This is a genomic window from Roseateles sp. 22389 (assembly GCF_052044995.1).
Taxonomy (GTDB): Bacteria; Pseudomonadota; Gammaproteobacteria; order Burkholderiales; family Burkholderiaceae_C; genus Roseateles.
Map to the genome: position 1 here is coordinate 2,379 of NZ_JBQEOF010000008.1, position 21,549 is coordinate 23,927.

The window sequence follows — 21,549 nt, forward strand, 5'->3', positions numbered from 1 at the left end:
CTGGACATGGCCTGGACCTGGCCGGTGGTCAGCGCGGCGACCTGGCCGGTCGTCAGCGCGGCGACCTGGGCGGAGCCCAGCGCGTCGAACTGGTCGGTGGTCAGCGAGCGGATCGCGGCGGTGGACATGGCGCGCAGGTCACCGGTCTCGATCGCGCCCATCTGGTCGGTCGTCAGGCCGGCGATCTGGCGGGTCGACAGCGCGGCGACCTGGGCCGAGCTCAGCGCGGCGACGTTGTCCGTCGACAGTGCGCCGACCTGGGCCGAGCCCAGCGCGGCGACCTGCTGCGTGGTCAGCGCCTGCACGTCGGCGCTTTCCATGGTGTTGACCTGGGCGGTCGACAGCGCGGCGACCTGGGCGGTGCCCAGCGCGCGGATCTGGGCCGAGCCCAGCGCGTTCAGGTCGTCGCTGGACATGGCCTGGACCTGGCCGGTGGTCAGCGCGGCGACCTGGCCGGTCGTCAGCGCGCCGACCTGGTCGGAGTTCAGCGCGTCGAACTGGTCGGTGGTGAGCGAGCGGATCGCGGCCGTGGACATGGCGCGCAGGTCGCCGGTCTCGATCGCGCCCATCTGGTCGGTCGTCAGGCCCGCGATCTGGCGGGTCGACAGCGCGGCGACCTGCTGCGAGCTCAGCGCGGCGACGTTTTCCGTGGACAGCGCGCCGACCTGGGCCGAGCTCAGCGCCTGCACCTGCTGGGTGCTCAGCGCCTGGACGTCGGCGCTTTCCATGGTGTTGACCTGGGCGGTCGACAGCGCCGCGACCTGGGCGGTGCCCAGCGCGCGGATCTGGGCCGAGCCCAGCGCGTTCAGGTCATCGCTGGCCATCGCCTGGACCTGGCCGGTCGTCAGCGCGGCGACCTGGCCGGTCGTCAGCGCGCCGACCTGGTCGGAGCTCAGCGCGTCGAACTGGTCGGTGGTCAGCGAGCGGATCGCGGTCGAGGACAGCGCGCGCAGGTCGCCGGTCTCGATGGCGGCGATCTGGTCGGTCGACAGACCGGCCAGCTGGCGGGAGGTGAGGGTGGCGACCTGGGTCGAGCTCAGCGCGACGATGGCGTCGGTCGACAGCGCGGCGATCTGGGCCGAGCTCAGCGCGGCGATCTGGGCGGTGGTGAAGGCCTGGACGTCGGCGGACTCCATGCCCTGGACCTGGTCGGTCGACAGCGCGGCGATCTGGGCGGTGCCCAGGGCGCGGATCTGGCTGCTGCTCAGCGCGTTCAGCTCATCGGTGGACAGCACGGCGACCTGGCCGGTCGTCAGCGCGCCGATCTGGCTGCTGGACATCGCGGCGACCTGGTCCGAGTTCAGCGCCTGGACCTGGTCGGTCGACAGCGCGCGCACGGTGGCGGTGGACAGCGCCTTCATGTCGTCGGAGCTGATCGCGGCCATCTGGTCGGTGGTCAGGCCCTTGACCTGGGTCGAGGTCAGCGCGCCGATCTGGCCGGAGCTCATCGCCTCGATGGAATCCGAGCTCAGCGCGCCGATCTGGGCGGAGCTGAGCGCGCGCACCTGCGCGGTGGACAGCGCCTGCACATCGGCGCTGTCGACGCCGGCCAGCTGGTCGGTGGTCAGCGCGGCGATCTGCTGCGTGGTGATGGCGCGGATCTGGTTGGTGTCCAGCGCGGCGATCTCATCGCTGGCCAGCTGGCGGATCTGCTGGGTGGACAGCGCGTTGATCTGGGCGGTCGTCAGCGCGGCGACCTGGTCCGAGTTCAGCGCGGCGACCTGGTCGGTGCCCAGCGCCTTGACGGCGGCGGTGCTCAGCGCGTGCACGGCGTCGGAGCTCAGCGCGGCGGCCTGGTCGGAATTCAGCGCGGCGGTCTGGGTGCTGGTCAGCGCGGCGGCCTGGCCGGTGCCCAGAGCGGCGACGCCCTCGGTGGCGAGGGCGGCGACTTGCTGGGAGCTCAGGGCCTTGATCTGCTCGGTCTTGAGCGCCTGCAGGTCATCGGAGGCCAGGCTGTTGATCAGGCTGGTGGAGATGGCGGCCACCTGCTGGGTGCTCAGCGCCCGGATCTGGTCCGAGGCCAGCGCATTCAGGTCGTCGGACTCCAGGTTGCGGACCTGCTGGGTGGTCATCGCGCCGACCTGGCGGGTGGTCATCGCGCCGAACTGGTCGGAGCCCAGCGCATTGAGCTGCGCGCTGGTGAAGGTCTGGACCGCGGCCGTCGACAGGGCGCGCAGGTCGTCGGACTCGATGGCGGCGATGTTGGTCGTCGTGAAGAACGACACCGCCCGGGTGCCGAGCGTCGCGAACTGCGAGGTCGTCAGCGCCTGGAACTGTTCGGTGGAAAACGCTGCCCAGTCTTCGCTGGTCAGGCGCGCCAGGGTCGTCGACGTGAGGGCGGCGATCTGGTCGGTCGTCAGGTTGGTAATCAGCGATGCCATCTTTGGAACTCCGTGAACCTATGGGGCGGATGCGCCCATAGGCGCGAGGTGATATGGGTCAGCTTTGGCACCCGACTTCCGGATGCCGTCATCCGGTTTTCGGACGCGGGATGACGAACTTGAGCTAGCCCAGAAATGTTATTTGCCCACCGCTTAACGTGAACGGAACAAAAGGGCCGGGAGTCGGCCTCAGTTCACGGTTACAGACGGCGCGTAAAGCCCGCGAACGCGGGGGAGGGGATGCTTGCCGCGGCAAGGTTTCCGGGGCCAATGAGCGAACGGTCGTTCACTTGTCGCGGCCGGGACATCCAATGGTGATCGGCACTTGGGCGCGACTCTGAAGCAGGCGGAGCCCGGGTTTGCCGCGGTGGTGAGGCCGGCGTGAGCCTCTTGGAGGCTGCAACAAGATGTGAGCCGTGTGAACGAACACCGCTGGGGGAAGGGGCCGGGAGAGCGCGCCGAGGGGGCGCCGAGGGCGCGACAGATGTCGTCCGTGACAAGTTCACGGATTTTCCGGAGGCCCGGAAAGGTGGTTTTCGGGGGTTATCTCAAATACACCGGGAATATCGCCGGTGAATTAATGCCGAGGGATTTTCGCGGCGGCCTCGGGTTCGCGCGCGCGCCTAATCGGCAGCGCGGCCGGTGGCCTTGAGTCCATTGTCGAAGTGACATCGGACCAGTCGCGCCGCCCGCTCCGGGTCGCGGGCGAGCAGGGCGTCCAGCATGTCGCGGTGCTCCTGCAGCGACTCCTGCAACCGCCCCTGCTTGAACAGCGAGTGGTGGCGGTTGAGCTTCATCACCCGACGCAGGTCCGTGATGATCTGCATCCGCCAGCGGTTGCCGTCGATCTCGATGATGCGCAGGTGGAAGCGCTCGTTGGCGGCGAAGAAGTGCTCCCGGCCGGCCTCGCCGGCGGCCAGGCTTTCCTCGAGGGCCTGGTGCAGCTGGCGAAGTTCCGCCAGCTCCGGGTCGGTCGCCGTGCGGGCCACGACCGCGGCGGCGTCGCTCTCCAGCAGGGACAGCAGCTGGTAGGCCTCGCGCACGTCGCGCTCGGACATCTCGGTGACGTAGGCGCCGCGGCGCAGCCGCATCGTGACCAGACCCTCGGAGGCCAGCACCTTGAGCGCCTCGCGCATGGGAGTGCGGCTGATGCCGAGCTCGGCGCAGAGCTTGAGCTCGTCGATCCAGCTGCCGGGCTCGAGCTCCTTGGCGAAGATGCGCTGGCGCAGCCGCTCGGCGACCTCCTCATAAAGAGGGGCGCGGGGAGCGAGCGGTGCGGTGAGCGGGCCGGTGAGGGGCATGGCGCGGGAGTGTAGCGAATCCGAAATTCATAATTATGAATTCGCGCCACGCTATGATCCGCCGCTTCCAGGAGTCCCCCATGTCGAACGAACACAAGGTCCCCTCCGCCGCGCCGTCCGCCACAAGCGGGACGAACACTCCCCCGGAGTTCGCGCCGGCGACGCTGGAGCAATGGCACAAGGCGGCGGCCAAGTCCGCGCCCGGCGGGGACCCCGCCACCCTGAACTGGCACACCCCCGAAGGGCTGGTGGTCAAGCCGCTGTACACCGCGGCCGATACCCGCGACCTGCCGCACGCGGACACGCTGCCCGGCTTCGAGCCCTTCCTGCGCGGCCCGCAGGCCACGATGTACGCGGTGCGGCCCTGGACGATCCGTCAGTACGCCGGCTTCTCGACCGCCGAGGAGAGCAACGCCTTCTACCGCAAGGCGCTGGCCGCCGGCGGGCAGGGCGTGTCGGTGGCCTTCGACCTGGCCACGCACCGCGGCTACGACTCGGACCATCCGCGCGTGACCGGCGACGTCGGCAAGGCCGGCGTGGCGATCGACTCGGTGGAAGACATGAAGATCCTGTTCGACGGCATCCCGCTGGACAAGGTCTCGGTCTCGATGACGATGAACGGCGCGGTGCTGCCGGTGCTTGCCGGCTACGTCGTCGCGGCGGAGGAGCAGGGCGTCGCGCAGGCCCAGCTCAGCGGCACCATCCAGAACGACATCCTTAAGGAGTTCATGGTCCGCAACACCTACATCTACCCGCCCGAGCCGTCGATGCGCATCATCGGCGACATCATCGAGTACACGGCCTCGCACATGCCGAAGTTCAACTCGATCTCGATCAGCGGGTACCACATGCAGGAGGCGGGCGCGAACCAGGCGCTGGAGCTGGCCTTCACGCTGGCCGACGGCAAGGAGTACGTCAAGACCGCGATCGCCAAGGGCATGGACGTGGACGACTTCGCCGGCCGGCTGTCCTTCTTCTGGGCGGTGGGGATGAACTTCTATCTGGAGATCGCCAAGATGCGGGCCGCGCGCCTGCTGTGGTGCCGGATCATGAAGGGCTTCGGCGCGAAGAACCCCAAGAGCCTGATGCTGCGCACGCACAGCCAGACCTCCGGGTGGAGCCTGACCGAGCAGGATCCCTACAACAACGTGGTGCGCACCACCATCGAGGCGATGGCGGCGGTGTTCGGCGGCACGCAGTCGCTGCACACGAACTCGCTGGACGAAGCGATCGCGCTGCCCACCGAGTTCAGCGCCCGCATCGCGCGCAACACGCAGCTGATCATCCAGGAGGAGACCCACATCACGAACGTGATCGACCCCTGGGCCGGCAGCTACATGATGGAGTCGCTGACCCAGGACATGGCCGACAAGGCCTGGGCGATCCTCGAGGAGGTCGACGCCATGGGCGGCATGACCAAGGCGGTGGACTCCGGTTGGGCCAAGCTCAAGATCGAGGCCAGCGCCGCGGAGAAGCAGGCGCGCATCGACAGCGGCAAGGACGTGATCGTCGGCGTCAACAAGTACCGGCTGGCCAAGGAGGATCCGGTCGAGATCCTCGAGGTCGACAACGTCAAGGTGCGCGACAGCCAGATCGCGCGCCTGCGGAAGATCAAGGCCACGCGCGACGGCGCCAAGGTGCAGGCGGCGCTGGCGGCGCTGACCGAGGCCGCCCGCTCGGGCACCGGCAACCTGCTGGACCTGAGCATCCAGGCGATCCGGCTGCGGGCGACGGTGGGCGAGGTGTCGGACGCGCTGGAGGCGGTCTTCGGCCGGCACCGCGCCGACACGCAGAAGGTCACCGGCGTGTATGCCGCGGCCTATGACTCGGCCGAGGGCTGGGCCAAGCTGCAGGACGAGATCGCCGCCTTCGCCGAGGAGCAGGGCCGGCGGCCGCGGGTGATGATCGCCAAGCTCGGACAGGACGGGCATGACCGCGGCGCGAAGGTCGTCGCCACCGCCTACGCGGACCTGGGCTTCGACGTCGACATGGGGCCGCTGTTCCAGACGCCGGAGGAATGCGCGCGCCAGGCCATCGAGAACGACGTGCACGCCGTCGGCGTGTCGACGCTGGCGGCCGGCCACAAGACGCTGGTGCCGGCCATCATCCAGGCGCTCCAGGAGCAGGGCGGCGATGACATCGTCGTGTTCGTCGGCGGCGTGATCCCGGCGCAGGACTACGACTTCCTCTACGAGGCCGGCGTCAAGGGCATCTACGGGCCCGGCACGCCGATCCCGGCGAGCGCCAAGGACGTGCTCGAGCAGATCCGCAAGACGGTCGCGGCCTGAGCGGAGCGGACCGCGTGAACGCGCCGCTCCCTTCCGACCTCCCCGAGCACCCGCTGGCCGCGGCGCTGCTGGGCGAGCCCGGACCGGCCCAGCGCCGCGCGATGGCCAAGGCCATCACGCTGCTGGAGTCGACCCGCGCCGATCACCGCGCGCAGGCCGACGCGCTGCTCACCGGGCTGCTGCCGCGCACGGGGCGCTCGCTGCGGCTGGGCATCTCGGGCGTGCCGGGCGTGGGCAAGAGCACCTTCATCGAGGCGCTCGGCCTGGATCTGATCGCGCGCGGCCATCGCGTCGCGGTGCTGGCCGTGGATCCGTCGAGCACGGTGTCGGGCGGCTCCATCCTGGGCGACAAGACGCGCATGGAGCGGCTCTCGATGGACCCGCGCGCCTACATCCGGCCCAGTCCGTCCAGCGGCACGCTGGGCGGCGTGGCGGAGAAGACGCGCGAGGCCATGCTGGTCTGCGAGGCCGCCGGCCATGACATCGTGATCGTCGAGACGGTCGGCGTCGGCCAGAGCGAGACGGCGGTGGCGGGCATGACCGACATGTACTGCCTGCTGCAGCTGCCCAATGCCGGCGACGACCTGCAGGCGATCAAGAAGGGCGTGATGGAGCTGGCCGACCTGGTCGTGATCAACAAGGCGGACCTGGACGACGCCGCGGCGACGCGGGCGCAGGCGCAGATCACGTCCTCGCTGCGGCTGTACGGGCTGCATGGCCGGCCCGACCACGCCCATCACGACACGGCGATCTGGCATCCGCGGGTGATGCGGATGTCGGCGCTCAAGGGCGAGGGCGTCGACGCGTTCTGGCGCGCGGTGACCGAGTTCCAGGCGCTCCAGCAGGCCAACGGCGCTTTCGAGGAGAAGCGCCAGCAGCAGGCGCTGGCGTGGATGTGGGAGCGCATCCAGTCGGGCCTGAAGCAGCAGTTCAAGACGGCGCCCGCGGTGCGCGGCGCGCTCGAGGACATCACGGCGCGGGTGCTCGGCGGGCAGCTCGCGGCGTCGACGGCGGCGCGGGAGCTGCTGGCGAAGTTTTCCGGAGACAGGAATCCCGAGGATTCAAAGGACCAACGACATGCATGACATCCAACAGATGCTCGAGGACAAGCGCGAGCAGGCGCGCCAGGGCGGCGGCGAGAAGCGCATCGCGGCCCAGCATGCCAAGGGCAAGCTGACCGCGCGCGAACGGCTGGACCTGCTCTTCGACGACGGCACCTTCGAGGAATGGGACATGTTTGTCGAGCACCGCTGCGTCGACTTCGGCATGGCGGACAACCGGATCCCGGGCGACGGCGTCGTCATCGGCTACGGGATGATCAACGGCCGGCTGGCCTTCGCCTTCAGCCAGGACTTCACCGTCTTCGGCGGCGCGCTGTCCGAGGCGCATGCCGAGAAGATCTGCAAGGTGATGGACCAGGCGATGAAGGTCGGCGCGCCGGTGATCGGCCTGAACGACTCGGGCGGCGCGCGCATCCAGGAGGGCGTGGCCTCGCTGGGCGGTTATGCCGAGGTGTTCCAGCGCAACGTGATGGCGTCGGGCGTGATCCCGCAGATCAGCATGATCATGGGCCCCTGCGCCGGCGGCGCGGTGTACTCGCCGGCGATGACCGACTTCATCTTCATGGTGAAGGACAGCAGCTACATGTTCGTCACCGGGCCCGAGGTGGTGAAGACCGTGACGCACGAGGAGGTGACGGCCGAGGAACTGGGCGGCGCCTCGACGCACACGGCGCGTAGCGGCGTCGCGGACCTGGCCTTCGAGAACGACGTCGAAGCCATCCTGATGCTGCGGCGCTTCTTCAACTACCTGCCGCTGAACAACCGCGAGAAGGCCCCTTGCCGCCCGAGCGGCGATCCCGGCGCGCGGCTGGACCATTCGCTCGACACGCTGGTGCCGGACAACCCGAACAAGCCCTACGACATGAAGGAGCTGATCCTCAAGGTCGTGGACGACGGCGACTTCTTCGAGCTGCAGGCCGAGAACGCGAAGAACATCCTGACCGGCTTCGCCCGCATGGAAGGGCAGACGGTGGGCATCGTCGCCAACCAGCCGCTGGTGCTGGCGGGCTGCCTGGACATCAAGAGCAGCATCAAGGCAGCGCGCTTCGTGCGCTTCTGCGATGCCTTCAACATCCCGGTGATCACCTTCGTCGACGTACCGGGCTTCATGCCGGGCACCTCGCAGGAGTACGGCGGCATCATCAAGCACGGCGCCAAGCTGCTCTATGCGTATGCGGAGTGCACGGTGCCCAAGGTGACGGTGATCACGCGCAAGGCCTATGGCGGCGCGTATGACGTGATGAGCTCCAAGCACCTGCGCGGCGACGTCAACTTCGCCTGGCCCAATGCGGAAATCGCGGTGATGGGCGCCAAGGGCGCGGTGGAGATCATCTTCCGCGAGGACAAGAACGATCCGGCCAAGCTGGCCGCGCGCGAGGCCGAGTACAAGGCGCGCTTCGCGAATCCGTTCGTGGCCGGCGCGCGTGGTTTCATCGACGACGTCATCCAGCCGCACGAGACGCGCAAGCGCATCTGCCGCTCGCTGGTGATGCTCAAGGACAAGCAGCTCGAGAACCCGTGGCGCAAGCACGGGAACATCCCCCTGTGATCCGGGCCCCCCAGTCGCTTCGCTCCTGCCCCCAAGGGGCGCCGCCCAGCGGACCGGCGGAGCCGGATCCGCGGGCGTTGCTTGATCAAGGCCTGGCGTCGCCGGCCTGAACCGAATTCGAAGGTGCTGACATGTTCAAGAAGATCCTGATCGCCAATCGCGGTGAGATCGCGTGCCGTGTGATCAAGACGGCCAAGAAGATGGGCATCGCCACGGTGGCGGTGTATTCGGAGGCGGACAAGGACGCCCGCCACGTGGCGCTGGCCGACGAGGCCGTGCTGCTGGGCCCGGCGCCCTCGCGCGAGTCCTACCTGGTGGCCGACAAGATCATCGCCGCCGCGAAGCAGACCGGCGCCCAGGCCATCCATCCCGGCTATGGCTTCCTGTCGGAGAACGAGGACTTCGCGCGCCGCGTGGAGGAGGAAGGCCTGGTCTTCATCGGGCCCAAGCACTACTCGATCGCGGCGATGGGCGACAAGATCGCCTCGAAGAAGCTGGCCGGCGAGGCACAGGTCAACACGATCCCGGGCCACAACCAGCCGATCGAATCGCCCGACGAGGCCGTGGCCATCGCCCATCGCATCGGCTACCCGGTGATGATCAAGGCGAGCGCGGGCGGCGGTGGCAAGGGCCTGCGCGTCGCGTTCAACGACAAGGACTGCCACGATGGCTTCACCAGCTGCCGCAACGAGGCGCGCGCGAGTTTCGGCGACGACCGCGTGTTCATGGAGAAATTCGTCGAGTCGCCGCGCCACATCGAGATCCAGGTGCTGGGTGACGCGCAGGGCAACGTGGTCTACCTGTGGGAGCGCGAGTGCTCGATCCAGCGCCGCCACCAGAAGGTGATCGAGGAGGCGCCGTCGCCGTTCATCAGCGAGGCCACGCGCCGCGCGATGGGCGAGCAGGCCGTGGCGCTGGCCAAGGCGGTGAAGTACCAGAGCGCGGGCACGGTGGAGTTCGTGGTCGGCAAGGACCAGTCTTTCTACTTCCTGGAGATGAACACGCGGCTGCAGGTCGAGCATCCGGTCACCGAGTGCATCACCGGGCTGGATCTGGTCGAGCTGATGATCCGCGTCGCCGCGGGCGAGCCGCTGCCGTTCAAGCAGGACGAGATCCGGCGCGAGGGCTGGGCGATCGAATGCCGCATCAACGCGGAGGATCCCTTCCGGAACTTCCTGCCGTCGACCGGCCGGCTGGTGAAGTACCAGCCGCCGGAGACCTCGATGGAGGCGGCCGGCGAGGCGCGCTTCGGCGTGCGCGTGGACACCGGCGTCTTCGACGGCGGCGAGATCCCGATGTTCTACGACTCGATGATCGCCAAGCTGATCGTGCACGGCCGCGACCGCGACGACGCGATCGCCAAGATGCGCGAGGCGCTCAACGGCTTCGTGATCCGGGGCATCTCGAGCAACATCCCGTTCCAGTCGGCGCTGCTGGCGCATCCGGACTTCCGCTCGGGCGACTTCAACACCGGCTTCATCGCGCAGCACTACGGCAGCGGCTTCCATGCCGAGGACGTGCCGCACGACGATCCGGACTTCCTCGTGGCGCTGGCCGGCTTCATCCGCCGCAAGGCCCGCGAGCGCGAGGCCGGCATCACCGGTCAGTTGCCGGGGCACGAGGTCCGCATCGAGCACGACTACGTCGCGGTGGTCAACGAAGGGCAGGGCAACTTCAGCCGCCATCCGCTGAGCATCACCGAGTACGTCGGCAGCCTGGGCGAGGCGCTGGTGGCCATCGGCGGACACAAGCAGTACCGCATCGTGAGCCAGTCGCGGCTCAACGACACGCGCATCGTCGGCACGGTGGATGGCCGGCCCTTCGTCGCGCAAGCCGAGCGCGGCACGCCGAAGGCGCCGCTGGCGTATCGCATCCAGCACAACGGGCGCGCGATCGAGGTCACGGTGCTGTCGCCGCGCGCGGCCGAGCTGCACCGGCTGATGCCCTACAAGGCGCCGCCGGACACCAGCAAGCTGCTGCTGTCGCCGATGCCGGGCCTGCTGGTGCATGTCGCGGTCGAGCCGGGGCAGCGGGTGCAGGCGGGCGAGCGGCTGGCCGTCATCGAGGCGATGAAGATGGAGAACATCCTGACCGCGACGCAGGACGTGACGGTGGCCGAGGTGCTGGCCAAGGTGGGCGAGAGCCTGGCGGTCGATCAGCCGATCGTGCGCTTCGAGTGAGGAGGAGACGATGAGCGCATCCAACGGGCAGGGCGCGAAGCCCTATCGGATCCTGGGGATCCAGCAGATCGCGATCGGCGGGCCGGACAAGGCGGCGCTGCGGCGGCTGTGGGTGGACGTGCTGGGGCTGGAAGTCACGAGCAACTTCGTGTCGGAGCGCGAGAACGTCGACGAGGACATCTGCGCGATCGGCAGCGGGCCGCACAAGGTCGAAGTCGACCTGATGCAGCCGCTGGATCCGGAGAAGAAGCCGGCGGTGCACACGACGCCGCTGAACCACGTCGGGCTGTGGGTCGACGACCTGCCGAAGGCGGTCGAGTGGATGACGGCCAACGGCGTGCGATTCGCGCCGGGCGGCATCCGCAAGGGCGCGGCGGGTTACGACATCTGCTTCATCCATCCGAAGAGCAATGACGAGTTCCCCATTGCGGGGGAGGGCGTGCTGATCGAGTTGGTGCAGGCGCCGGAGGAGGTGGTGAAGGCGTTGGGCGAAGCCGGTGGCTGATGGGGCTGACGGCAGCCGGCTCCGATGGGGGACGCTTGGCGCTTCAGGAGCACTCCTGGCGCGTCAGTCGACCAGGATGTTCCGGTTCTTCAGCGTCAGGTGGATCTTGTCGCCGACCGTGTCCTTGTTGAACGGCTTGACGATGTAGCCGGTCGCGCCGAGTTGCGCGGCGCGGATGATGTCTTCCTTGCGGCCCTCGGCGGTGACCAGCAGCACCGGAATCGTGCGCAGTTGATCGCCTTCGGGTTTGGTGCGCAGCGCCTCCAGCAGCTGGAAGCCGTTCATCACCGGCATGTTCACGTCGCTGAGCACGAAGTGGACCGGCTCGCCGGACTCGGCCGACAGCTCCAGCTGCCGCAGCGCCGCCTTGCCGTCCTCGGCCTCCAGGATCTTCTTGAAGCCGAGCTCGCGCAGCAGGCCGGAGATGATGCGGCGCATGGTCGAGAAGTCGTCGACCACCAGGAAACAGAATTCTTCGCGCTTGATCGTCGTGACCATCTGACACCTCTTCAGGCGGGGAATCGTAGCGCGGCAGGATCCGCGCCCGAGCGCCCGAGCGCCCGGCGCGCGTCAGGCGACCTCGTCCAGCAGCGCGCCCAGCATCGATGTCGCCGGCGAGCGCCGGCCCACCGGCTCCTCCTCCGCGCGAGCCGCCGCTGGCGCCACCGGCGGGGCGCTCCGTGCCGCCGCCTTGGCCTGGGCGGCTTCCGCGGCCGCCTTCTGGATCTGCGCGATCTGCTCCATCACCATCTGCATCTGCGCCTGCAGCAGCTTCTGGTGCTTCTCCTTGACGGACGGGTCCATCGTCGAATCGGTCGCCAGGTCCTTCATCTGCTTCTGCAATTGCTTGAGCTGGGCCTGCAGGCGGGCGATCTGTGCATCGCTGCCCGACCCCGAAGGCGCGGAGGTGGACGATCCGGCGGGGGCGGCGGCGGCGGTGGGAACGGCGACATGCATGGAAACTCCTTCGGCAACCCTCGGGATATCGACCGCCGGGGGCAGGTCTTGAGCGTCGTCCGGGCGCATGCCGCGCAGCGTGCCGGCGCGCCTGTCGCCGCGAGGGGCAAGCCCGTGCGGGTAGCATCGCCGGATGAGCGCCACCCGTCCCGATCCCGTCGCCGAGCTGCTGCGGCACGCCGCCACCACCTACATCGCACCGCGCTTCCGCCGCCTGGCGGATGACGACGTGATGCAGAAGGCGCCCGGCGAATGGGTCACGACGGTGGACCGGGAGGTCGAGGCCTTCCTGACCCCCGAGCTGCGCGCGCTGGTGCCGGGCTCGCGCGTGGTCGGGGAAGAGCAGTGCGCGGAGACCCCGGAGCTGCTGGACCAGCTCGACGAGGGTCAGGTGTGGCTGGTCGATCCGCTGGATGGGACCTTCAACTTCATCTCGGGACGCGAGCCGCTGTCGTCGATGGTGGCACTGCTCGAGGATGGCGTGGCGGTCGGCGCCTGGATGCTCGATCCGATCGGCGGCGTGCTGCACCACGCGCGGCGCGGGCAGGGCGCCTGGCGCGAGGGCGAGCGGCTGAAGGCGGCGCCGGGACCCGGGCTGCGTCGCGCGGTCGTCAAGACGCGCTTCCTGCCGCAGGAACACCAGGGTCGCGTGGCGACCTGGCAAGGCGTCGAGATCCTCCCGGGCTTGAACTGCGCCGGTGCGGAATACCCCGCGCTCGTCGAGGGCGCCTTCGACGCGACGCTCTACTGGCGCAAGCTCGCCTGGGACCACGCGCCCGGCACGCTCTTCGTCACCGAGGCCGGCGGCGTCGCCGCGCGGCTGGACGGCACGCCGTACCGCGCGGGCGACCGCGAGCCCGGGTTGCTCGTGGCGCGCAGCCCCGAGGTGTGGGACGAAGCCGCGGCGGCCTGGAGGGTCTGACCGAGCCTGCGCCGTCGAACGCCCCGAGCGGGGAACGCCGATTGCCGCATCGCCCGTCGATGACGGCCTCGCTCGCTTCCCTGGACATCGCCCGCCGGCTCGATCGGCTCCCTTGGTCACGCTGGCACTGGCGCGTGGTGCTCGCGCTGGGCGTGGCCTGGGTGCTGGACGGCCTGGAGGTGACGCTGGTCGGCTCCGTCGGCGCCGTGCTGGAGCGACCTGACACGCTGGGGCTGTCCGCGGTGCAGGTCGGCTGGTCCGGCTCGCTCTACCTGGCCGGCGCGATCGTTGGCGCACTGGTCTTCGGGCGCCTGTCCGACCGGCTCGGCCGCAAACGGCTGTTCCTCGCCACGCTGGCCGTCTACGCCGTCGCGACGCTCGCCACCGCCTTCTCGACCGATTTCGCGTTCTTCGCGCTGTGCCGCTTCGTCACCGGCCTGGGCATCGGCGGCGAATACGCCGCCATCAACTCCGCCATCGACGAGCTGGTGCCCGCCCGCGTGCGCGGCCGCGTGAACCTGGCGATCAACGGCAGCTTCTGGATCGGTGCCGCGCTCGGCGCCGCGGCCAGCCTGCTGCTCCTGCATCCGGACGTGCTGGGCCCGGTGCGGGGCTGGCGCGTCGGCTTCGCGATGGGCGCGTTGCTGGCGGTGGCCATGGTGCTGGTGCGCCGTCACGTGCCCGAAAGCCCGCGCTGGCTGCTGCGCCACGGTCGCGTCGAGGAGGCGCAGCGCATCCTGGCGGACATCGAGGCGCAGGTCGCCGCCCAGCACGGTCCCTTGCCCGAGGTGCCGCCGGTCGCGCGCCGGGAGCACCGCCGCGCGGTGCCCGACCTGCGCGAGGTGCTGCACGTGCTGCTGCGGCGCTATCGGACGCGCAGCGCCGTCGCGCTGGCGCTGATGCTGGCGCAGGCCTTCTTCTACAACGCGATCTTCTTCAGCTACGCGCTGGTGCTCACCCGCTTCTATGGCGTCGAGGACCACCGCGTGGCGCTCTACATCTTCCCGTTCGCACTGGGCAATGTGCTGGGACCGCTGCTGCTGGGGCCGCTCTTCGACCGCGTCGGGCGGCGGCGGATGATCGCGCTGACCTACGGACTGGCCGGCGTGGGCCTGGCCGCCACCGGCGTGGCCTTCGTCGCGGACGTGCTGGACGCGCGCTCGCAGGCGCTGTGCTGGTCGGCGGTGTTCTTCTTCGCGTCCGCCGCCGCCAGCTCTGCCTACCTGACGGTGAGCGAGGTCTTCCCGCTCGAGATGCGCGCGATGGCGATCGCGATCTTCTATGCGGTGGGTACCGGGGCCGGCGGCTTCGCGGCGCCGCTGCTGTTCGGCTGGCTGGTCGAGAGCGCCCAGCGCGGCCAGGTGGCGATCGGCTACGGCATCGGCTCGGCGCTGGTGATCGTGGCCGGCCTGCTGGCGCTGCGTTTCGGTGTCGACGCCGAGTGCAAACCGCTGGAGGACATCGCACCGTCGATGGACGGCGCGCACGATGGGGACGACGGACTCGAGGGCGTGTCGCGCGACGCGGTCGCGCGTCGTTAAGGCGCCGGGCGGATCAGCGCTGGCCGAACCAGCGTCGCACGCGGCGCTTCCAATCCAGCCACTGGCGATGGCGCGAGCGGTCGATGCGCTTGACGTCGATCAGCGTGAACTCACCGCAGGCCGACATCGTGTGCAGGCCGCTGAGGAACCCGGGATGCGCGAGGTCGCCGGTGAAGGTGGCCGGCAAGGCGCGCACCTCGACGGCCTGCGGCGTGAGCCGGTCGAAGCGCAGCCAGCGCGTCGCGCCGCCATAGCTGGTGCGGCTGTCCTGCACCGGCAGCGTCACCCGGCCGTCGGCGTCGACGAAGGGCGTGCCGGCCGGACGCGCGCCGTCATGCGCGGACCTCACCGGATTCGCCGCGTGAGGCGTCCAGGGGCCTTGCAGCGCGTCGGCCCAGGCGACTTGCAATTCGCGCTGGTCGCGCTTGTCGGGCCCGATGACGGCATAGAACATCCACCAGCGCCCCTCATGCCGCAGCAGCGAGGCATCGACCGCATGCACGCCGGGCAGCAGCGCGCAGACCCGTTCCCAGCGCTCCCAGCGCTCGGCGCCATCCACCGCGCGGTACAGGGCGACCTCGGCGGCCTGGCTGGACTCCGGCACCATCCAGACCTGGCCCTCGTGCTCGAAGACGAAGGGATAGGAGAGGTGGAAGGGCTGCCGCAGCACCGGCTGGGGCGTGCTCCAGGCGCCGTCGGCCAGGTTCAGCGTGAGGCGCTGCAGGTCGGCGCGCTTGGTCCGGTAGTCGAAGTGCTCGACGAAGACATGGAGCGCGTCGCCCTCGCGCAGTGCGAAGGGGTCGGCGTAGTAGCGCCAGTCGCCGGCTTCCGGCATCCAGACGATGCGGTCGCGCAGTTCGCGCAGGCGCTCGGGGCTGAGGCGGTCCAGGCGCTCGGGGACGACGCCGACGGTCCAGAAATCCGACTTCGGCCGCTTAACCACGGGCGTCTTCCACGCTCAGCCCGGCAAGGTCCTGGATCTTGACGCCCTGGCGCGCGAGCGCCTCCTGGTACAGGCCCAGCGTGGCCCGCACCGCGCTGGAGCGGTCGTAGCGGTCCATGTCGTAGTCCACCGGGCGGCGGGCATGGCGGACGCGCTCGGCCAGCGCGGCGGCGATCGCCTGGCCCATCGCCACGGCGTCGTCGACCGGCACGATCGCCGACTGCGCCGGGTCCAGCATCTCGCGCGCGCCCAGCGTGGCTGTCGCCACGATCGGCAACCGCGCGCGCATGGCCTCGAGGATGGCCAGCGGGAACTGTTCCTCGCGCGACGACGACACGTACAGGTCCATCTCGCCGAGCAGTTCGTCGATGTTCCAGCGGAAGCCGAGCAGGTGGATGCGCCGGTCGTCGCCGCGCAGCGACTCGAGTTCCGCGTGCTGCGGGCCTTCGCCGATCAGCACCAGGTGGGCCTGCGGCGGCGCATGGCGCTGGAAGGCCTCGATCAGCGTGTGCATGCCCTTGGCCGCGTGCAGCCGGCCGACGCAGCCGACGACCGGCGCGGTCGCCGGGATGCCGAGCTCCTGCCGCAGCGAGCCCGAGGGCGCCTTCGCCGCGCAGGACGCGGGGCTGCGTTCCGGAGCCCAGTTGTAGATGACGCGATGCATGCCGCCGAAATCCTTCAAATGACCGACCTGGGCCGAATTGACGCACACCAGCGCGTCCATCCGCGCATGGTGGTGCGCCTTGTAGCCCACATGGAGCGTGCCGACCCGTACCCGGTCCCGGGCCGCCGCCACCGCCTTGCAGGCCGGGCCCAGGTGGCCGTGGACGATGTCCGCGCCCAGCCGGGCCGCCAGGCGCCGCACGCGCGCCCCGCGCAGCACCGGCAGGCGCAGGCCGTGGAAGCGCACGCGCTGGTCGAGCGCATGCCGGACGGCCGAGCCGGCCGGGCCGATCACGTGGACGGTGTGGCCCAGCGCCGCTTGGGCGTTGGCCAGGTCGACGCAGTGATGCTCGCCACCGGCGATGCGAGACGAGAAGACCACGTGGACGATGGAGAGTGCGCGCATGACGTCGAAACGGCAAAAAAGCTAAGAAACGTTTCGAGTCTATTTCTTAACAATCAGCAATACTGACGGCACTTCCCCTAGTCGTGGGGTGTACGGGTAGCGCATGTGCAGCAGGTGTGCGCAATTCCCGGCGGGGCATTAACGGCTTGTGAACACCTGACCCTCGGTCGGGCGGCGGACGGGGCGCCGCGATGAAACCTCAGGTAACCGGCGCCGGTGGTTCCCGTGCAGCGGGAACGGCGCGACGAAGCGCTGTTTCCCGGGGATGAACTGCAGGGGGTGACCACCTGCATGCAGGGTCATTGAAGTTAAGCTAGCGCGCCCTTTTTGCGGCTTGCGCACGAAGGACATTTTTTTACGACCTTGTCATCTCCGCCGGAGCCCGCTTCATGTTGCGTTTGTCGCTGATCGCCGTTGTCGCCGCGTCCCTGCTTGCCGCCTGCGGCAAGCCTTCCCCCGACAAGCAGGCATCGCCCGCCGCCGCCGCGGCCAGCGCGCCCAGCCTGCTGGTGGCGCCGGAGGACGTGCAGACGCTGGGCGTGAGCGAATACGCCAGCGGCCCGGTCATCACCGGCTCGATCCAGCCGGAACGCCGGGCCGACCTGCGCGCCGAACTGCAGGCCGTCGTGCTGCAGGTGTTCAAGGAGAACGGCGAGCGGGTGAAGCGCGGCGACCTGCTGGTCCGCCTGGACGACACCGCGATCCGCGACACGGTGCAGTCCGCCGACGAAGCCGCCCGCGCCGCCTCGCAGAGCTTCGAGCAGGCCGAGCGCCAGTACCAGCGCCTGAAGACGCTGCAGGCCCAGGGCATGAGCTCCATCCAGGCGATGGAGGACGCGGAGATCCGCCGCAACAACGCCCAGAGCGACCTGGTGGCCGCCCGCGCCCGCGTGGCCACCGCGCGCCAGCAGCAGCAGCGCACCGAGGTGCGCGCCCCGTTCGACGGCGTCGTCAGCGACCGCAAGGTCTCGCCGGGCGACTCGGCGCAGATCGGCAAGGAGCTGATCAAGGTGATGGACCCGGCGTCGATGCGCTTCGAGGGCCTGGTTTCCGCGGACCGCATGGCCGAGATCAAGCTGGGCCAGACGGTCTACTTCCGGGTCAACGGTTATCCGCAGGTCGATTTCCAGGGCAAGGTGCGCCGCATCGCGCAGGCCGCCAACGCGAGCACCCGCCAGGTGGAAGTGCTGGTCGACTTCGCCGGTGCCCAGCAGCCCGGCGTGGCCGGCCTGTACGCCGAGGGCCGGGTGCAGACCAACAGCGTCTCGGCGCTGATGGTGGCCGACGGCGCGCTGGTGCGCGAGGGCGACAAGGCCTTCGTCTGGCGCGTGGACGGCGGCAAGGTCGGCAAGTCCGCGGTCCGCCTGGGCGCGCGCGACGACCGCCAGGGGCTGTACGTCGTCACCACCGGCCTGAAGCAGGGCGACCGCATCCTGCGTCATCCGACCAGCACGCTGATCGACGGCCAGCGCGTCGAGCTGACCAAGGCTGCGGTGCCCATGGCCAGCGGCGCCGGCACCAGGTCCGCCGCACCCGCCGGCGCGGCGCCGGACTTCGCGGCCTCCGCGGCCTCGGGCATCTGACGACCGGCCGGACTCGAGGAGACTTCCGCCATGTTCCTGTCCAATTTCTCGGTCAAGAAGCCGATCTCGATGGTGGTGATCATCATCGGGCTGATGGCGCTGGGCCTGCTGGCGCTGTCCAAGCTGCGCGTCAACCAGATCCCCGACGTCGAGCAGCCGTTGATGGTCGTGGGCATCACCTACCCGGGCGCCTCGCCCGAGACCGCCGAGCGCGAGATCATCAACCGCATCGAGAAGTCGCTGAACAGCATCTCGGGCGTGACCGAGGTGCGCTCGACCGCGAGCGAGGGCTACGCGCAGCTGCTGCTGATCTTCAACTTCAACAAGAACATGATCGAGGCGGCCGATGAGGTCCGCAACGCGATCGCCGCGGTCCGGCACAAGCTGCCGCTGGAGATGCGCGAGCCGGTGCTGCAGCGCATCGATCCGTCGGCGCAGCCGATCATGCAGCTGGCGTTGTCGTCGAGCTCGCAGACCCACGCGGAGATCTCCCGCCTGGCCGAGGACCAGCTCGCCGATCGCTTCCGCGCCATCTCCGGCGTGGCCACGGTGACCGTCAACGGCTCGCTGAACCGGGAACTGTCGGTGCTGCTGAGCGCGCAGAAGCTGCGCGAGTTCAATGTCTCGGTGACCGAGGTCGTCAACGCGCTGAAGATGCAGAACACCACCGCGCCGGTGGGCAAGGTGCGCGGGCTGATGGAGGACCAGTCGATCCGGCTGCTGGGCCGCATCGAATCGCCGAGCGACTTCAACCAGATCGTGGTCAAGCGCTCCGGCGGCGAGCTGATCCGCCTGGGTCAGGTCGCGACGGTGCAGGACGGCTTCGCTGAGCAGACCGGCTTCTCGGTGCGCAACGGTCATCCGAACGTGGGCCTGTCGGTTACCCGCTCGCGCGACGCGTCGACGGTGACGGTGGCCGACGCCACCCGCAAGCTGGTCGAGGAGATCAACGCCACGCTGCCCAAGGGCACGAAGCTGGAGGTGACGCAGGACGGCGGCCGCGACGCGCAGGACAGCCTGAACAACGTGATCCACGCGCTGGTCTTCGGCGCCGGCCTGACGGTGTTCGTGGTCTACGTGTTCCTCAACTCGTGGCGCTCGACGCTGATCACCGCGCTGTCGCTGCCCACCTCGGTGATCGCGGCCTTCATCGCGGTCTGGCTGTGCGGCTTCACGCTGAACTTCATGAGCCTGCTGGGCCTGTCGCTGGCCATCGGCGTGCTGATCGACGACGCCATCGTGGTACGCGAGAACATCGTGCGCCACATGGAACGCGGCGCCGACCGCCGCACCGCGGCGCTCAAGGGCACGGCCGAGATCGGCATGGCCGTCGCGGCGACCACCTTCTCCATCGTGGCCGTGTTCATCCCGGTGGCCTTCATGCCGGGCGTGTCCGGCGAATGGTTCCGGCCCTTCGGCCTGACCGTGGTGGCCTCGGTGCTGGTGTCGCTGTTCATCTCCTTCACCCTGGACCCGATGCTGTCGGCCTACTGGGGCGACCCGCCCGGCTACCACCATGCGAAGAAGACCGGCGTGTCGCGGCTGCTGCAGCGCTTCAATGACTGGTTCGACCACCAGGCCGACCGCTACGGCCTGGTCATCGAGTGGGCGCTGCACCACCGCCGCTGGATGGCCTTCTTCGCGGCGGCGAGCTTCGTGCTGGCGATCGTGCTGCAGTCGACGCTGGGCGGCTCGAGTTTCCTGCCGGCCTCGGACTCCGGCACCATCGCCATCGAGGTCCGCACGCCCGCGAGCTCCAGCCTGGAATACGCGCGGCTGAAGATGGCCGCCGGCTCCGCGCTGGCGCGCCAGCTGCCCGAGACCAAGGCGACCAACGAGTACGTCAACGTCAGCGGCGGTCGCATCTACGTGGACCTGGGCAAGAGCACCGAGCGCAAGCGCAGCGCCGCCGAGATCGCGGCGGACCTGCGCACCCGCGTGGCCCGCCTGGTCGGCGCCGAGTACGTGGTGCTGGACGACCTGAACAACGGCGCGCAGAAGCCGGTGCAGATCCGCTTCCACGGCGCGGAGTCGCGCAAGCTGATGGAGATCACCACCGAGTACATGGCCAAGCTGCGCAACGTGCCGGGCGCGGTCGACGTCGGCCTGTCGGAGCAGGATCCGCAGGACGAGCTGCAGATCGAGATGAACCGCGGGTTGGCCAACTCGCTGGGCATCTCCGTCGGCGACGCGGCCAATGCGCTGCGCGTGGCCTTCGCCGGCGTGGAGGTCGGCGACTGGGTCGACCCCAGCGGCGAGACCCGCGACGTGGCGGTGCGCCTGGCGCCGGAGGACCGCGTCGACGCGAGCAACATCGAGCGCCTGCCGATCGCGGTGAGCGGTGCCGGCGTGATGGTGCCGCTGGAGCAGATCGCGACGGTGTCGATGGGCAAGGGCCCGGCCAAGATCCAGCACTCGGACGGCAAGCGGATGATCGCGGTGTCGGCCAACGCGCATGGCCGCTCGCCCGGCGAGGTGACCAAGGACGCGGTCAAGCTGGCGCGCTCCATCAACTTTCCGCAGGGGTACGGCATCGAGCTGGCCGGCGCGTCCAAGGACCAGGAAGAGGTCTTCGGCGCCATGTTCATCGCGCTGTTCTCCGGCATCGGGCTGATGTACCTGATCCTGGTGATGCAGTTCGGCAGCTTCTCGGCGCCGATCGGGGTGATGTATTCGCTCAAGCTGTCGTTGATCGGCGTGGTGGTGGCGCTGCTGCTGACCAAGGGCACGCTGAACCTGATGAGCTTCATCGGCATCATCATGCTGGCCGGCCTGGTGGCGAAGAACGCCATCCTGCTGCTGGACGCGGCGCGCCAGGAGGAGGCCGCCGGCGTGCCGCGCGAGGAAGCGCTGATGCATGCGGGCCGCAAGCGCTTCCGGCCCATCCTGATGACCACCTTCGCGCTGGTGGCCGGCATGCTGCCGGTGGCGGTCGGCGTGGGCGAGGGCGGCGAGTTCTACCGTCCGATGGCCGTGGCCATCATCGGCGGCACCATCACCTCGACCTTCCTGACGCTGCTGATGGTCCCGTGCTTCTACGACAGCATCCAGCTCTTCTTCGATCGCCTGATCGAGCGCTTCCCGCGCCGCGTCGAGCGCTTCAGCGCCGCTGGTGCCTGGGCGATCAGCATCTTCCAGACGCTGCTGGTCGGACTGGCCTTCCTGACCTGGGTGCTGTTCGTGTTCTGGGTCCTGGAGTGGCTCTACCGGCGCGTGAAGCCGGCGCCGCGCGCCGACGCGGTGCCGGTGGGCGCTGACGACTGATCCGC

General features: G+C 69.4%; 14 protein-coding genes and 1 pseudogene. 9 read left to right on the forward strand and 6 right to left on the reverse strand.

Annotated features, from left to right (window positions below):
- Positions 1 to 2,381, reverse strand: a pseudogene (locus ACTJKJ_RS12840) (heme utilization protein); the annotation flags it as partial.
- A 623-nt stretch (positions 2,382 to 3,004) separates the two neighbouring features.
- Entirely contained in the window at positions 3,005 to 3,682 is a 678-nt protein-coding gene (locus ACTJKJ_RS12845; RefSeq protein WP_440820687.1) for a GntR family transcriptional regulator, read from the reverse strand.
- Between the two features lie 80 nt (positions 3,683 to 3,762).
- On the opposite strand from ACTJKJ_RS12845, the gene scpA reads away from it, so the two are divergent.
- From scpA to ACTJKJ_RS12870, 5 genes are all read left to right on the forward strand, one after another.
- The gene (scpA, locus tag ACTJKJ_RS12850; protein WP_440820688.1) at positions 3,763 to 5,970 is read left to right on the forward strand and encodes a methylmalonyl-CoA mutase; all 2,208 of its coding nucleotides are present in this window, start codon (positions 3,763 to 3,765) and stop codon (positions 5,968 to 5,970) included.
- 53 nt (positions 5,971 to 6,023) lie between these two features.
- Positions 6,024 to 7,055: a methylmalonyl Co-A mutase-associated GTPase MeaB gene (meaB, locus tag ACTJKJ_RS12855; protein WP_440820811.1), complete on the forward strand. Its 1,032-nt coding sequence runs from the start codon at positions 6,024 to 6,026 to the stop codon at positions 7,053 to 7,055.
- Positions 7,048 to 8,580, forward strand: coding sequence for an acyl-CoA carboxylase subunit beta (locus ACTJKJ_RS12860; protein ID WP_440820689.1), 1,533 nt, complete (start codon positions 7,048 to 7,050; stop codon positions 8,578 to 8,580). The genes meaB and ACTJKJ_RS12860 overlap by 8 nt, the downstream gene beginning before the upstream one ends.
- A gap of 131 nt (positions 8,581 to 8,711) precedes the next feature.
- Positions 8,712 to 10,760, forward strand: coding sequence for an acetyl-CoA carboxylase biotin carboxylase subunit (gene accC / locus ACTJKJ_RS12865; RefSeq protein ID WP_440820690.1), 2,049 nt, complete (start codon positions 8,712 to 8,714; stop codon positions 10,758 to 10,760).
- Positions 10,761 to 10,770: 10 nt separating this feature from the next.
- On the forward strand, positions 10,771 to 11,265 hold the full coding sequence (locus tag ACTJKJ_RS12870; protein WP_440820691.1) for a VOC family protein: 495 nt from the start codon (positions 10,771 to 10,773) through the stop codon (positions 11,263 to 11,265).
- A gap of 63 nt (positions 11,266 to 11,328) precedes the next feature.
- On the opposite strand, the gene ACTJKJ_RS12875 is transcribed toward ACTJKJ_RS12870, so the two are convergent.
- Together ACTJKJ_RS12875 and ACTJKJ_RS12880 are read right to left on the reverse strand one after the other, a co-directional pair.
- On the reverse strand, positions 11,329 to 11,763 hold the full coding sequence (locus tag ACTJKJ_RS12875; RefSeq protein WP_440820692.1) for a response regulator: 435 nt from the start codon (positions 11,761 to 11,763) through the stop codon (positions 11,329 to 11,331).
- A gap of 72 nt (positions 11,764 to 11,835) precedes the next feature.
- The gene (locus tag ACTJKJ_RS12880) at positions 11,836 to 12,222 is read right to left on the reverse strand and encodes a FlxA-like family protein (RefSeq protein ID WP_440820693.1); all 387 of its coding nucleotides are present in this window, start codon (positions 12,220 to 12,222) and stop codon (positions 11,836 to 11,838) included.
- Between the two features lie 133 nt (positions 12,223 to 12,355).
- Here ACTJKJ_RS12880 and ACTJKJ_RS12885 point away from each other — a divergent pair, with 133 nt between their 5' ends.
- Complete coding sequence (locus tag ACTJKJ_RS12885; protein ID WP_440820694.1) at positions 12,356 to 13,144, forward strand: inositol monophosphatase family protein; 789 nt, start codon at positions 12,356 to 12,358, stop codon at positions 13,142 to 13,144.
- Positions 13,145 to 13,203: 59 nt separating this feature from the next.
- On the forward strand, positions 13,204 to 14,685 hold the full coding sequence (locus ACTJKJ_RS12890; RefSeq protein WP_440820695.1) for an MFS transporter: 1,482 nt from the start codon (positions 13,204 to 13,206) through the stop codon (positions 14,683 to 14,685).
- Positions 14,686 to 14,698: 13 nt separating this feature from the next.
- On the opposite strand, the gene ACTJKJ_RS12895 is transcribed toward ACTJKJ_RS12890, so the two are convergent.
- Together ACTJKJ_RS12895 and ACTJKJ_RS12900 are read right to left on the reverse strand one after the other, a co-directional pair.
- Positions 14,699 to 15,628, reverse strand: a complete 930-nt coding sequence (locus ACTJKJ_RS12895) for a glucosamine inositolphosphorylceramide transferase family protein (protein ID WP_440820696.1) — start codon at positions 15,626 to 15,628, stop codon at positions 14,699 to 14,701.
- Positions 15,621 to 16,697, reverse strand: a complete 1,077-nt coding sequence (locus ACTJKJ_RS12900) for a glycosyltransferase (RefSeq protein ID WP_440820697.1) — start codon at positions 16,695 to 16,697, stop codon at positions 15,621 to 15,623. The genes ACTJKJ_RS12895 and ACTJKJ_RS12900 overlap by 8 nt, the downstream gene beginning before the upstream one ends.
- A gap of 389 nt (positions 16,698 to 17,086) precedes the next feature.
- Here ACTJKJ_RS12900 and ACTJKJ_RS12905 point away from each other — a divergent pair, with 389 nt between their 5' ends.
- Positions 17,087 to 18,280, forward strand: coding sequence for an efflux RND transporter periplasmic adaptor subunit (locus ACTJKJ_RS12905; RefSeq protein ID WP_440820698.1), 1,194 nt, complete (start codon positions 17,087 to 17,089; stop codon positions 18,278 to 18,280).
- A gap of 30 nt (positions 18,281 to 18,310) precedes the next feature.
- Positions 18,311 to 21,544, forward strand: coding sequence for an efflux RND transporter permease subunit (locus tag ACTJKJ_RS12910; RefSeq protein ID WP_440820699.1), 3,234 nt, complete (start codon positions 18,311 to 18,313; stop codon positions 21,542 to 21,544).
- The last annotated feature ends 5 nt before the right edge of the window (positions 21,545 to 21,549 follow it).